The 15317-nt window shown below is 37.6% G+C and carries 7 protein-coding genes; 4 read left to right on the forward strand and 3 right to left on the reverse strand.

Annotation, left to right across the window (positions count from 1 at the left end; all coding sequences use genetic code 11):
• Both ABXH34_RS00005 and ABXH34_RS00010 read right to left on the reverse strand, forming a co-directional pair.
• Positions 1 to 1862 (reverse strand): Ig-like domain-containing protein (locus ABXH34_RS00005; RefSeq protein ID WP_353569793.1); only part of this gene is annotated, 1862 nt, incomplete at its 3' end.
• Between the two features lie 727 nt (positions 1863 to 2589).
• Positions 2590 to 7959 carry an RCC1 domain-containing protein gene (locus ABXH34_RS00010; RefSeq protein ID WP_353569794.1) on the reverse strand — a complete coding sequence of 1790 codons (5370 nt, stop codon included), beginning with the start codon at positions 7957 to 7959 and terminating at the stop codon, positions 2590 to 2592.
• A gap of 429 nt (positions 7960 to 8388) precedes the next feature.
• Here ABXH34_RS00010 and ABXH34_RS00015 point away from each other — a divergent pair, with 429 nt between their 5' ends.
• Complete coding sequence (locus ABXH34_RS00015) at positions 8389 to 11568, forward strand: beta-propeller domain-containing protein (protein ID WP_353569795.1); 3180 nt, start codon at positions 8389 to 8391, stop codon at positions 11566 to 11568.
• Between the two features lie 115 nt (positions 11569 to 11683).
• On the opposite strand, the gene ABXH34_RS00020 is transcribed toward ABXH34_RS00015, so the two are convergent.
• Positions 11684 to 12088, reverse strand: coding sequence for a hypothetical protein (locus tag ABXH34_RS00020; protein ID WP_353569796.1), 405 nt, complete (start codon positions 12086 to 12088; stop codon positions 11684 to 11686).
• A gap of 400 nt (positions 12089 to 12488) precedes the next feature.
• On the opposite strand from ABXH34_RS00020, the gene rfbD reads away from it, so the two are divergent.
• The 3 genes from rfbD to ABXH34_RS00035 all read left to right on the forward strand — a co-directional run.
• Positions 12489 to 13391, forward strand: a complete 903-nt coding sequence (rfbD, locus tag ABXH34_RS00025; RefSeq protein ID WP_353569797.1) for a dTDP-4-dehydrorhamnose reductase — start codon at positions 12489 to 12491, stop codon at positions 13389 to 13391.
• Between the two features lie 3 nt (positions 13392 to 13394).
• Positions 13395 to 14609 (forward strand): type II secretion system minor pseudopilin, encoded by a 1215-nt coding sequence (locus ABXH34_RS00030; RefSeq protein WP_353569798.1) that lies wholly within the window; start codon positions 13395 to 13397, stop codon positions 14607 to 14609.
• 340 nt (positions 14610 to 14949) lie between these two features.
• Positions 14950 to 15317 (forward strand): cyclic di-GMP-binding domain-containing protein, MshE-related (locus ABXH34_RS00035; RefSeq protein WP_502710385.1); only part of this gene is annotated, 368 nt, incomplete at its 3' end.

The following is a 15317-nucleotide window of genomic DNA, read 5'->3' on the forward strand; positions in this document are numbered from 1 at the left end:
GTACCAGAAACACTTGCTGTACCTTGCGTTGCAGGAGTTTGAATTGACCACGTAATGGTATCGACATCAATGTCTGTGGCATTTAAATTAAAACTGTAAGCACTTGTGCTAATTGCGGCGGTTGCAGAGTTGTCTTCATTCAATGTAATGGCGTGCTGTGCTGATTCTGTGAATGTGGGCGCATCGTTGATTGAATTGATGGTGACTGAAATAGTTGAAACATTAGAATCTACCAGCCCATCATTGACTTTGAAGGTGAAACTATCTGCACCGTTAGTATTGGCGGAGGGAGTGTAGGTAAATGCACTGGTATTAGTAATTGTTGCTGCGCCTTTTGTACCATTGGTAATGATGCTATAAGTCAATGGATTTGAGTCTGCATCCGATGCGCTTAATGTACCTGTTTTAGCTGTATCTTCATTGGTTGATATGGAACTATTGTTTGTTGTAGGAGTGGTATTGCTCACAGAAATATTGGCAGAAACTTGAGGCGCAGCATTATAATTTACATTGCTCGCTTGATTCGCATTCACTGTGCAAGTACCTAAATTAACAAAACTCACAGTATTACTACTAACGGTACAAATGCCTGTGGTGCTACTGGTAAAAGTAACGGAATTTCCCGATGCGCCACCTGTTGCACTTAGACTGGTGTTTCCACCATAAATACCTATTGATGTGGGTGAAAAGCCTGTGATACTTTGGTTGGCTTTACTAATTGAAATATTGGCAGAAATTTGAGGCGCAGCATTGTAATTTGCATTGTTCGTTTGATTCGCATTCACTGTACAAGTACCCACGCCAACATAATTAACAGTAGAACCACTGACGGTACAAACACCTGTGGTGCTACTGGTGAAAATAACGGAATTTCCCGATGCGCCACCTGTTGCACTTAGACTGGTATTTCCACCATAAATACCTGTTGATGTGGGTGAAAAGCCCGTGATGCTTTGGTTGGCTTTATTGATGATAATATCGCTCGAAACTTGAGTGGCTGCATTGTAATTTGCATTGTTCGCTTGATTCGCATTCACTGTGCAAGTACCCACGCCAACATAATTAACAGTAGAACCACTAACAGTACAAACGCTTGTGGTGCTACTTGCAAAAGTCACGGAATTTCCCGAAGCTCCACCCGTTGCACTTAAACTTGCACTGCCTCCATAAATACCTGTTGCTGAAGGAGAGAATCCTGTAATCGTTTGATTGATTTTATTAATTGTAAAAGTTTGAGGAACACTTGTAGCAGCATTATAATTACTATTGCCACTTTGAGAGGCTGTAACATTACAGCTTCCTGCACCTGAAATTGAAATCGTTGAACCTGAATTTGAACAGTTGCCTGAAGTGCTAAAACTTACTGACAAACCAGAGCTAGCACTGGCACTAACTGTAAAATCAACATCACCATAAGTTTTAGTCGATAATGAATTGAATGTTATACTTTGGCTAAGTTTAGCTAAATCAACAGTGAGACTTATCAATCCACCAGAGCCACCACCCACCGCATCAGAAGCACTATCAACATGAATTTTGGCATCTTCAGATGCTAGTAAAATGAATTGAGTATTAAATGTACCGTCATAACTATCACTACCTGTTGCAAATGGGTTATTTGTTGAGCTGCCATAACTTGAGGTGATATCCATATAACTATTATCACCAGAACCCCAAGTATCGGTCACATAACTTATAAATTTTATAGTTTTATCAAAATGAATTTGAATTTCATCTATGGCTTGATCTGATCCACCTGCGCATCCTCCTAAAGTTTCACTTGGTTCCATCCATAAACCATTATCCCCGCCATCAAATATTACATCTGCAACACTATCACATTTAGGTGTATCAATAGTCATTGTTACGCCGCTTACTGTAGTAGACCAACTAATATCTTTGACATCTCCAAAAACAAACGTAATTGCATAGCTTGGAAAAGTTATCATCGATAAAAGAATTGTTAATATGGTAAATAGCTTTTTTGAAGTGTAAAAATAATAAGTATTCATAATTTTATATTCTTAAATAAGCTTTAATTCATTGTAGTTAAGTGCAGGTTAGTACTCAACCTTTATATAAAATATAAGGTAAAATTTAAGTTGCCAAGCATATTAACCATGAAACTTATATTAAGAATAAATTTTATCTAAGAATTTAATACTTAAATCTAAACAAATAAAGATTCTGATGAGTCTGTGATACCAACATCTAAGTAATCTTGCATGAGCAAAACTGCATGGCAGATATATCAAAGATGTTTTCTTCACTAGTGTAGTTTATAAATTTTGTCTCCATACAGTTGATTATTGTGAAGATAAGGATAGATTTATCCAAAAGTATTGTTGTTATGACTTGAATCTAATGTATTTAGAATATAGCAAAGTACTATGCTGAGAACGTTTAACAATATGTATACAAACACTGTATATAGTGCAATTTTCAGTTGTTCGTTATTGCATAGTGAATATTTTGATTGTTAATGATGAAAAAATAACCAAATAGCTCCAATATAATTATCATTAAGTTTAGAGAAAATACTGTATTCCTAACAAGATGAGCAATATGCTATTTAAAAGTACAATTAAATCATTCAATTACCAAAGAAGTTGTAACCAAACGCGAGCAGTCCTGAACTGAGTAACTGAATTGTCCATTATCTTGTAAGGTTACTTCTGGTTGAATTTCAATATTTGTATGAGGTAAAGGCTTAAGTGTTGTATCAAAAGTAGGATAAATTGAAATTGATTGGCCAAAATAAATAGCTTTAAAACTACCATCAGATTGATAAATAACCTTTTCAATGCCCTCCAATTTTGATGCAAGATTAATAAATTTATTGGGTTGTAGCACAGTAGGATATACAATTTGTGATGTGCCATTAGGGTAAATCACCTTCGCTTGTTGTCTCGCGCGTAATTTGTTGGGCAAGTGTATGCCTTTTTGCAAATCATCAGACATTTGTGGCCAATCACAAGTTATTGCATTACAAAATAGATCAGGAGCAGGCTCAACAAAAGCATCAAACATAATAACAACATGTATATCTGTTTCAAATGCTCTAGTGCGGCGACGAATACTATCACCAGTTAGTTTGAGTAAAACATCACCTGCTTCATTAAACTTAACCACTTGATTGTTATAATCACAGATTTGTTTAATTTCTTCCTCAGACTCGTCAATAACATCTTTATTACCACTAAGAACTTCCACTAAACCGACAGGATCATTAGTCGATGGTGTGAGAAAAAAGCTTTGGTGGTTGGGCGTGGTCATAATAAAAAAATCACCTTCATCTTGTGATAAACCAGCAGGAACATCTAAAGGTGCTTGTTCTATATTATTGACTTTGGGCAAAAATGCAAATGTTGTCCCTTCATAGCCTCCTTTACCAATAACATTAAGTATTCCCATGTCATTCTGAGTAAAAATAAATTGGTCAAGGTCGATAGAGCCAATATTGGGTGTTTGTTGCATACCATTATTTAATTGTTCCAACGCAGATTTACCGCCCGTTCCACCCAAGCTAAAGCTAGAGCCTAAATCAACAATATCAGGAAAATAAGCTTTTCGCCTAGAGATTGTTTTTTTAGGTTTAATTGTTTTATAAGTGAGTCTTGTGCCTGCTGGAGTTATAAGTTCACCTGTCTCCTCATTAATATCCCAACCTGTAGGTAAATATTTTCGGGCTTGTTTGGATTTGATTTTTGTCAATCTAGTAAAGACTTTACCTGGGTTTTTGGATTTTTTCACAGCCTTTGGTTTAATGGCCTCTAATTTTTCAGGTGTGATAATTTCTAATACCTCCTCACTTAAAGCATCAATATTATCAGCGGTCAATCCAGAAAATGCGGCTTCTGGCAATAATTTAAATTGTTCAACTTTAATTGCTGCAATCGCTTCAGGTTGTAAATATTCAATATCCTTGGCTTCAAAGGCTGTAAATACTTCTGCTGGTAATTGTTCAATATGTTCAGGTTTAAATAGTGCAAATGCAGCAGGCTCAATACCATTAAATTGATATATGTCTATACTTTCTAATTTGGTTGCATCTATCCCAAAATCTTCTAACTTTAGATTTTTATAATTTTTTGGGAATATAACCCCTTTACCAATTTTAATATTATCAGACAATGCTGTGGTTGGGCTGATGCGTGCATTCTCAACTTTTGTACCATCAAGTAATTCAACTGCACCTAAGTAAACAGGTTCAGATTTTGACCCTTGAATCAACCCACCCATTTGACCACCAATAATACGAGCATAAGGATCAATTTGCACATCTGTAATTGCACCTTCGCTTTGGATAATGCCGCCTAATTTACTACCCGTAATTGTTGACTCTTTGATGAGTTGCACATCAATCAAAGTGCCACGATTGGTAATGTCACCCACAAGCTGACCACCTGTTACTTCAGAGTAAGCCGTAATAGTGGCATCTTGTATTACTCCATCATTGATATTCCTACCGCTGATTGAGCCACCGTGTATGGTTGCGCCTTGTTCAATCGTGATATTACTGATAAGGCCATCATTAATTACTTCACCACCTAGTGTGCCATTTGATACGCTAATGCCCACTTGGATTTTAATATTTCTTATAGTTTGTCCACCGATATTAACACTTTGATTAAGCGTTGAATCACTTCGAACAATAGCAATAACTGGAGGTAGAGCTGGAGGCATTTTAATAATAGGCGATTGCTCAATAATTGGAGGTTGCACCGTTATTTTGGTAATCGTTTCTGGCTCTTGTACTGTTTTTGTAGAGTTGGACGTTGTTATGTTTTTTTTGATAAAATGCGCTGTACAGACTTTATCTGTATCCATCAAAATTTGACTGTTAGTACAGTCACCATCCCAATGGCTAAATTGCCAATTTATAGCAGGTGTTATATTAAGTTCAACAGTCTGATTCTGTGAATAGCTTTTTCTACAGTAATTAGTACAATCATTAACAGCACCTTGCCCCTGAATATTTAAATTTAAACCAAACTCACCTATACAGTTTTGAGTTGATGCAAAAATTTCTGTTGCTGTGGATAAGGTCAAGTCACTTGTAATTGCACTGACTAAATAATGATATTCTGTGCCGCATTGCAAATTTGTATCAATGTAGTTTGCTGAATTCTGCGCTGCATTATCAATAATTTGCCCATTACGGATAATTTGATAGCCAATCTCATCTGTATTGTTGTCAATCCAAGTTAAATTGATTTGTGTATCAGATTGTGCTGTTACCGTTAAACTGCTTGGTGCTTGTAGAGGTAAACAAGGAAACTCAATGCTAACAGGGTCTGATAATAGGGATTCACCCGCCTCATTTTTAGCATATAGTTGGTAGCTGTAGTCGGTATTACATTGCAGTGTTGAGTCTGTGTAAACTATAGTATTTTCAGCTAATTCAATTAGAATTTCGTCATCACGTAATAATATAAATTGGGTTTCATCAAGGCTATTATCTTGCCAATTTAAAATTGCTTGATTGTTTGCATTTAAGATTGTTGTGAATGCGCTGGGGGATGTAGGTGCGGTAATGAAATCATTATCTGTAATATTAACTGATACAGTGTCTGTTATTTCAGCATCAACAATAAATACGGTATTTTCTGAATTGTATATCAAATCCTCTGTTGTAATGCTGTGGATAATTTTAGCAATATAGTCAGATTCTATTGCTTTGTCATTAACTGCAGAAATACGAATTTTTTGAGGATCATCCCAATTTAAACGGTTAAAAATTACAGTTGTTGGATAAACAGAAATTTGCTCGTCAATAGCAAAATTAATCGTTACATTTTGGCTGGGCTTAGTTGTTAAAACAATACTGTAATGATCTGATGTACCACCTTCCGTCACATTTGAAATTGCATCGGTTTGTTCAATTATAATACCCGCCTCATTATCTGCGATTGGAAAATTTAATTCCGTCGTTTTTGCATCATAATTTGAATCAGAGCTACTGCTGATGTGGGTAATTAAGCCTATGTGTTCTCCTTCCAAAATAGTATCATCAATAGGGATAACTGAGATTTCAACAGGTGTGGTATCTGTGAGTTGAATTGTAACGGCTTGCCCTGCCTTCTGCTCATTGATTGAAAGCTGTTCATTTGGCGTGATAGTAATGGTGACTGTATTTGTAGGTTGTGCGCTTAAACCAATGGTGTAGCTGTCACTTATGCCCGATTCAGCAAGCAAAATAGGCTTTGCTGTATAAATAATGTTTGCTGCATTGACTTGATGAGAGGCAGTTTGATTGCCTGTACTTAAATAGTGATTTAAATCACCTTCGTAGCGTATGTTAAATTCATACTGACCTGCTTCAGTAAACCTAATATAACAACCACTTTGGCCATTATGACTGCTGGTCAAGGTTTTTTTGCAACTATAACTACTATCAGCATTTGAAATAGTGACTAAACCTATGACTGTTGAGCTTGCTTCTGAAGTCACTGTAAATGGAATATAAATTTCTTGACCTACTGTAGAAGGAGATGGAGAAATTTGTCTAAATGTGACTGTCGTAGCTATTAGATTTTGTACGTTAGAAGTAATGGTAATATTACTAGAGACTTGAGGCGCAGCATTATATTCTGTACTGCTTGCTTGATCTGCTGTCACAGTACAAGTGCCTACACCGACATAATTCACAGTTGAACCACTGACCGTACAGACACTGGTTGTGGTACTTGCAAAAAGCACCGTATTACCAGAAGCCCCACCTGTTGCACTTAAGTTTGCATTTTCACCATAAATACCTGCCGATGGTGGTGAAAATCCTGTAATAGTTTGATCAATTCGAGTCAAAACACTGGTAGGAGTATAACGCCCAGTTGTCGTACCATCGCCTAGTTGGCCATAAAGATTTTGTCCCCAACACCTTATACTATCATCGGTCAGTAAAGCACAAGAATGCCTTATCCCTAAAGCAATAGCAGAAACATTATTGCTTAAACCACTAACGTCAATAGGAGTAAGACTATCTGTGACCGTACCATTACCTAATTCACCATTGTCATTCCTCCCCCAACATTTTAGACTGCTATTGGCTAATAAAGCACAAGAATGATAACCACTTAAAGCAATAGTGGAAACTCCGCTTAAACCACTAACATCAACAGGAGTAGAACTATCTGTAAGCGTACCATCACCTAATTGGCCATTATCGTTTAGACCCCAACATTTAACGTTGCCACTGTTCAACAAAGCACAACTATGAAAACTTCCTAAAGCAATGGCTGAGACTCCGCTACTTAAGCCATTAACATTAATAGGAGTAGAGCTTTGGGTTGTTGTACCATCACCTAATTGGCCATTATCGTTTAGACCCCAACATTTCACACCACCACTGCTCAATAGCACACAATTATGAAAATTTCCTGAAGCAATGGCAGAGACCCCACTACCCAATCCATTAACATCAACAGGAGTAGAACTATCTGTGAGCGTACCATCACCTAATTGGCCATTATCGTTTAGACCCCAACATTTCACACTACTATTGGTTAGTAAAGCACAAGAATGCGCATCTCCTAAGTCAATGGAAGAAACACCGCTACTTAAACCATTAACATCAGCAGGAACACGACTGACTACCTTAGCATCACCTATTTGGCCATTCTGATTTTGTCCCCAACACTTTACACCACCATTAGTTAGTAAAGCACAAGAAATATAATTTCCTAAATCAATGGCAGAGACCCCGCTACTTAAGCCACTAACATTGACAGGGGTATAGCTATCAGTTCTTGTGCCATCACCTAGTTCACCATAAAGACTCCTCCCCCAACACTTTATCCCCCCTTCATTAGTAATTGCACAGGTATGTGTAGTCCCTCCCGAAATATCACTCATTTCGGTTAACTCAACCAATGCTTGGGCGGTTGAAGAGAATATAAGTAATAGGCTTAGAAAAATAAGTCGGCTTAAATATTGTTTGATATATAAATTTATCTGCATAGTTTTCTTTTTTAGAGTTAATTTTCATTATTTATTTGGTTATATGTCTAATTTTTATTGTCCTTAAGTTTTGCATTGTATTCAAAAATTCATCGTTACTCCAATAATTATTAATTAATTTATGGAGTTAGTTATGTTTTTGGAGATGCTATCTAACTAAAAAATAAATTAAATATTTGATATACATAGAAAAAACAAGATGTTACATTAAATAATAGTGTGAATAAATTCTAACAATGATATGGGTTTAGATATAGGACTTTAGATGTGAAAATATGCTGGATTACTGGCGTTAGGTGTGTAGGTAAATGCGTCATCCGCTCAAATTATTTTCAGACATCGAAACAAATTCACATATAGCTCTCGTCTATCCTTAAATAGAAGTTCGAAATTATATTTTTAAACCCAGTCTATTGTTAGGAGTTCATAATGAAATTGTTGCGAACCTTTTTACTAAGCTTGTTATTGCTGTACGGCTGGCAAGCCCAAGCATGGCAAATTGCCGTGAAGGATGTGGACAAACAACCGCATATATTCTTTAGCCACGAAGGTGAATTGAATAATTTAGATGTCTATTTAGCATGGTTAAATTTTGATGCAGAAAAAAATGGCTTTGCGAGCTGGACAAGTCAACAAGGCTGGATTGAAAACAATATTCAACCGATTAGTGGCCAAGCATTGGATATTGATAATTTAACTGATATTCAAGTCGCTGCATTAGACCGTGAATGTCCTGATGAACAACGTTGTGTACTTATATTAGTTGGCGTTGAACATGGACAAGATTGGACGGATTCTACATTATGGCAACACGTCCATGTATTACCTCTCAGTATTGCAGCAACTCAAGAGCGCTTCCCCGGACAAACCACTTTTACAGCGATTCAAAATAATGGTTTTCGTAGTGGTGAAATATATGCAGAAGAAGCTTTTGACGATGCAGATACGACTGGAGTCGCTGCCCCAACCTCAACAATTTCTGATGCAAATAAATCTGATGGTGAAAGCAGTTCTGTTACTACTGAAAAACCTGATATTTTTAAATTAGTGGGTAATCAAATTTTATACGCCAATAGCCAAGCTAAACGATTTCAAGTGATTGATGTTGTTGGTCATCCTGAAACCCCAAAAATCACCGCTTCGATTAAATTAGAAGGTAATCCTAGTGAGTTGTATGTGATTAATGACTATAAAATTTTGATGCAAAATGATTACGAAGGCAAAGCATTCTTTACCGTATTTAGTCAAAACAGTGACGGCCAATTACAACAAGTCGATGAATATAAAATTGAAGGCAGTTTGCGTGAATCTCGTCGACGTAATAATGCGATTTATACTGTGACACAAGATTACAACCGTGAAACTTATAATTCTGAAACCACTGTAACCATGTTGGAATTACAAGGCAATGGTAAACTACTCAAAGTGGAAAGCAAATTAATTGAAGGCTATCCATATGCGATGAGCATTTTCACTGACTATTTAGTAGTGGTAAACGATGGTGAACAATGGCCTGAAACCAATGTGCAAGTCTATAGCTTATTATCTGGCTTAACTGAATTGCCTAGCATCAATGTACCGGGGCGAATTCCTTCTGAGTTCCACGTTTATGTCAAAGATGAAAAATTACACGTTGTGTATGAAGATCGTTCCAAAGACACTAAACAAGAAGGCAGTGCTTTAGCGATTTATGACTTGAATACCATGAAATTATTAGGTCAAGTTGGCAATATCGCGCCAAATGAAGGTTTATACGCCACTCGGTTTGCGGGTGACAAAGCTTATGTGGTGACTTATGAACGTACTGATCCTTTATGGGTGATTGACATTAGTGATGCAACAAATCCACGGATTTTAGGTGAATTAGAAATTCCGGGCTGGTCAGAAAAAATGTTTTTCAAAGATGACATTTTATTTGCTGTCGGCATTTTCGATCAACCTGAACCTGAAGAAGGTGATATTCGTGTCCGTCGTGCATCAGTCAGCTTATTTGATGTCAGTGATCCAACTAATCCAACATTTTTAGATCGTTATATCCCATTAGCAGGTGAGGTACGCTGGAGCTATACCCAAGCCACTTATGATGAACGCGCTTTACAATTAGATTGGGCGAATCAATTTGCTGCATTACCGATTGAATCATGGGAAACTGAAACAGGCAGTTATTTGCAAATGTTGTCTTTCACTGATAATCAATTTGAAGATAAAGGCTTAATCCCTAGTCCTATACAATTGAATCGGAGTTTAAATATCGGTGAAGACGTGGTGGCAGCATTAGGTGACCAAGCATTATTAACCATTGATGTAACGGGTCAAAAAGTATTAGCTGAATTGCAATTAGGGGCAAATATCGCTTGGTTAGATTACAAAAAAGGCAAAGTTTGGGCAGCATCAACAGGACACAAAGGCTATTCACGTTTATATCAATACGCACCTGATAATCTTGAAGTTGCGGAAAAAACCTGGTCACTACCACGCGGCTATAACGATATTGTCATGGATGAACAATATGCTGTGTTCTTTAATTACAATCCATTAGCGATGCAAGTGTTAGATTTGGCATCAGGTGAATTATTAGCACCGATTGTGATTGAAGGTCAGGAAAATGAGAGTACTGCAAAACGGATTTCAACTTGGTACAGTCGCACCCAACCTTTTGTGCAAGATGGCTGGTTCTATTTACCTGAACAACGCAGTTTTGAACCTGTTTTAGAACTTAATGCACATATCGCGTCTGATGCAATTGAAAGCCCTTATTATTATCAACAATCAGAATGGATTTTACGGGCTTGGCATTTAGACTCGGGTCAAGAAGGTTTAAGCCGTTCATTACCGGGTGAACCCCTTGGCTTTGTAGATACCAATCTCTTAGTAACTAAAGAATTTACTAGAGAAGGTCAACTACGTTTCAACTTGTTACGCTTAACCGCCAATGCTGCAACCTTAGTGACCAGCAAACTGGTTGAACAGTGTGAAAATTATAATGCCAATATTGTTTGGGCAGATGATGCGTTATATGTGACTTGTCAAGAACAACGTTATTATATTCAGCCCGCAATTCCTGTAGATGCTGACGGTGGTATTGGTGATGGCGCAAAACCTCTCCCTGAAGAATCAATTCCTGTAGATACTGATGGTGGTATTGGTGATGGTGCAGAGCCTCTCTCAAAACCTATCCCTGTAGATGCTAACGGTGGTATTGGTGATGGCGCAGAACCGATTCCTAGTGATTTTGCACCAGAACCTGAAACACCTGCAACGACGCTTATTAAATTTGCACCTGCACAAAACTTCGCGCAAATTGGTGAATGGCAGTTTGAAGGCTATCCGCAACTACACGCAGCTTATGGCGATACGGTATTGATAGGCAATACAAATTACTATCCATATTACAATGATATTGCCATAGACGTTGTGAATATTTCAGTGCCTCGTGGTGGTTATTACGGTGGTGAAGCAGCTTGCACCGTGTATCAATTAAGTACAGGTGGCTTGGTCACTGAACTGAAAACATTAGAAACTTGCCCTTATTATCAAGGCAAAGCAATGACTGATAATCAAGTGTGGATGGCACGCGGATTTGAAGGTATTGTGACTGAAACTTGGTAGTTAATTATTAGGCTAAACAATCATCAGTTGATAATTGGGGGTTGTTTAGTCGTCTTTATGTCTATTTAGGACTGGTTGCTGTTAAACTGAGGCTGCCAGTCCTTTTTTTATGAGCTTAACCTTTCGCCAACGCGTAAGCCCGTTTCCGTGCTTCATTCGCACACCCATCATCTTTCATTCCCTCACAAGCCAAAGCAATCAGCATAAAATTTCTAATCCGTAAGCCTTTTTGCTCATCATTGCCTGCAATTAAGGTATTTGATTTCGTTGCTAAATCTGCTGCCCATTTCCAATCTTGCTGTTTTAAGCGCACACCTGCTAAGTTATGCCACAAAATAGGGTTACGTCCATCAATACCCAGTGCCCGTTCTAACAATGCCGCTGCTTGTTCATATTTTTCCGCATCATATTGTTTAAATGACTCAGAAAGCAAACTCACAATAGCATTAGAAATATCTGCTTGAGCAGGCCAACTTAAGCATAATAGCAATACAATAATCCACCGCTTTAACAAAAACATGTAAACCTCCTTAAAAATTTAAAATACACTCTTAATTTGTCTTATGTCTTAAAGTATATAAATAATGTAAATATCTGTATCAGATGAATTATTCACCTAGAGTGAAATAAAAAATTGAATAGGATGAATACATCATCACACAACATATTCTACATTGTTCAAGCGCAATCCAATTTGCTGAAAAACACAATGCAATTCCATCTTACAGGTTTTTATTCTTCTTCATGATTACAAATAATCAGGCTCATCTACGTCACTTGAGCGGATAAATTCAATAAGACCAACCGTGCTAAGTGTACGCATTTGTTGCAATTTAAATCAAGCCAAAAAATCAAATAGGCGTGTAGTCACAATCAAGGTTATAATCCCTATTTTGCGACCTTAGATTTCGGATAATATTATGTCACAAAAACGTATTTTACTTATTGCACCAACAGGTCAAGTCGGTTGGGAATTACTGCGTTGTGCTCAGCCATTGGGTACAGTCATTCCCGTATCGAGGGTGTCAAATGCTTATGGACATGTCGACCTGTCTAATGCGGATTCGGTACGTCGTATTATCCAAGAAGTAAAGCCTGATATTATTTTAAATGCTGCGGCTTACACTGCTGTTGATAAAGCGGAAGAAGAAACTGAACTTGCATTTCAAGCCAATGGCACTGCACCTGCGATTATGGCGGAAGAGGCGAAAAAGCTAAATTCGTTACTGGTTCACTATTCAACAGATTATGTGTTTGATGGCGAAAGTGAAACTCCATATACAGAAGATGACAAAGTCAATCCTATGGGAGCTTACGGCAAAACCAAGCTGGCAGGCGAAGAAGGCATTGAAGCGATTGGTGGTGAATATCTGATTCTCCGTACCGCATGGGTGTATGGAATTCGTGGTAAAAATTTCTTGTTAACCATGCAACGTTTAGCCAATGAGCGTGAAGAATTACAGATTGTCAGCGATCAAATTGGCGCACCAACATGGAGTTATATGATTGCACAAGCAACTGCTCAAGTGTTATCTCAGCTTTATTCTCCGCAATTGTCGAAAGATAGAGCTCAATTTTCAGGCCTTTATCACTTAACCTGTGGTGGTCAAACCAGTTGGTATGAATTTGCGAAGGCAATTATTGCCCGAGAAGATAAACAGCCTAATGTGATCCCGATCCCAACCTCTGAATATCCAACGCCAGCCAAACGCCCTGCTTACTCTGTGCTATCTAATCAGAGATTACAACAAACCTTTGGTATTAGCTTACCTGATTGGGATAAAACCTTAGAACTCTGTTTAAATGCACAGCAAGAAAGATAAATCATGGTAACTCAACAACGGGGTGTGGTACTGATTATTGTATTGTGGTTTCTAGCCGTGGTGACAGTGATGATTGCCACCTTGGCAACAGATACCCGATTGTCAGCCATTGCCGTATCGCATAACAAAGCAGGCTTAGAAGACTGGAGTCATACTATGGCCGCTTTGCAATTGGCTCAAATGGAAATTTTGATGATCAATATGGCGGCACACCCCGATGATGAGGAACGACAAGAATTTTTAGAAGAAAATTGGCCATGGCAGCATCGCTTTGATGGCCGTCCATTGAATTTGGCTTATAACGATGCAGAATATGATGAAATTGCAGATGAATATCGTTTGCCGAAAGGCACAGTGGTACGGATTTATGACCATTCAGGCAAAATTAATTTAGCCAATTTACAACCTGCTCAATTTAAAGAATTACTAAAATATCGCATCGGAGAAGATGATTTAGAACGTCTGGATAGTTTAGTGGATGCGTGGCGTGATTGGATTGATGGGGATGATTTGGAACGTATGAATGGGGCGGAAAATGATTATTATGAAGAATTAGAGCCGCCCTATAAACCGCGTAATAGTAAATTAGAAACGGTGCAGGAATTATTATTAATCAAAGGGTTTTCTGAAGTGTATACCGTTGAAGAAGTTGAGGCTGCTTTCACTATTTACGGCACACATCAGAAATTAAATCCTAATTTAGCTACCCGAGAAGCACTTAATATGTTGCCAGGTAGTGGTGGTTTAACCGAACAAATTTTAGTCTCACGTCGTAGTGAACCGATTAAAAATCCGGGGATGTTAAATGACTTTGCCGAGCTAGAGCAATTGACTGAGTTTCTGCCTTGGATTGGATTTGATACGGGTTTTTATTACACCATTATTGTGCAACATAATCAGAAATTACCTGTTATCAATGAAGATGGGGAAATTGTTTTACAGCTTGCGGGTATCAATGAGGAAGATGAAGAGATTGATATAGATCAGGATGATAAGCAACAAGCGGCCAAGTTCAATGAGAAAGCCAATGAAGATAACGAAGTAAAAGCACCACAACCCAGCATTGAGCAAGCTTATTCAATTACAATTCAAGCTCGTGGTACGAGCCGTTTACCTAAAATATTACAGGTTAACCCTTATGGTTTTGTACCTGACCACAGCTATGAATTAGCTATTGTCCAGCATGAAAAAGAAAATGAAGACAGTATGATAGATTAAAGTTGTTGCATTATTTCATCCTACAGTTTGGATAAGATATGTCATTAAATTAAGCTTATAGGAATGCAACAGACTATTCAAGCAAGATAAATCTAGCACTCCTTAGCATTTCGCATTTTCAGATGAACTGATCCAAGGATAATAATTTTTGAATAAATATTTAACCGAAAACACTGATATAGTCGTTTTATTTTAAAGTGATACGGACTGGCAGTCCTAGATTTTAAAAATGATTGATATTTAAAGTATAAAAGGACTGTCAGTCCTAACATACAAATCGAAATTGACTACAACAAAGCCCATTGTCTGTGTTAGTTATTTATGTAATAGGGAATAAAAAATGAGTTCTGTGGTTACTCCCGGTCGCCGTCGAATTGGTGAAATCCTGTTAGATGAACGTATCATCAGTGAAGATCAGCTTAATATTGCCCTTACAGAACAAAAGAAAACCCATGAACAACTTGGCCGAATCTTAGTCAGGCTTGGATTTATTTCTGAAGCGGTATTACGTGATGCTTTAAGTCAATCTTTAGGTCAAGGCACGGTTGATTTAAGCAAATTGGTTGTTGACTACGATGCCATGCAATTAGTACCGAAAACCACCGCCCACCGTCATAATCTTATTCCCATTAGCTTTGATAAAGAAACCAATACGCTGATTGTAGCAATGGCTGATATTTACAATGTAGTGGCGATTGACCAATTATT

Source organism: Candidatus Albibeggiatoa sp. nov. BB20 (genome assembly GCA_016744725.1).
GTDB lineage: Bacteria > Pseudomonadota > Gammaproteobacteria > Beggiatoales > Beggiatoaceae > Albibeggiatoa.

Coding starts and splice junctions, on each gene's coding strand:
- ABXH34_RS00015 (WP_353569795.1), top strand. CDS start 8,389: ATGAAATTGTTGCGAACCTTTTTACTAAGCTTGTTATTGCTGTACGGC.
- rfbD (WP_353569797.1), top strand. CDS start 12,489: ATGTCACAAAAACGTATTTTACTTATTGCACCAACAGGTCAAGTCGGT.
- ABXH34_RS00030 (WP_353569798.1), top strand. CDS start 13,395: ATGGTAACTCAACAACGGGGTGTGGTACTGATTATTGTATTGTGGTTT.
- ABXH34_RS00020 (WP_353569796.1), bottom strand. CDS start 12,088: ATGTTTTTGTTAAAGCGGTGGATTATTGTATTGCTATTATGCTTAAGT.
- ABXH34_RS00010 (WP_353569794.1), bottom strand. CDS start 7,959: ATGCAGATAAATTTATATATCAAACAATATTTAAGCCGACTTATTTTT.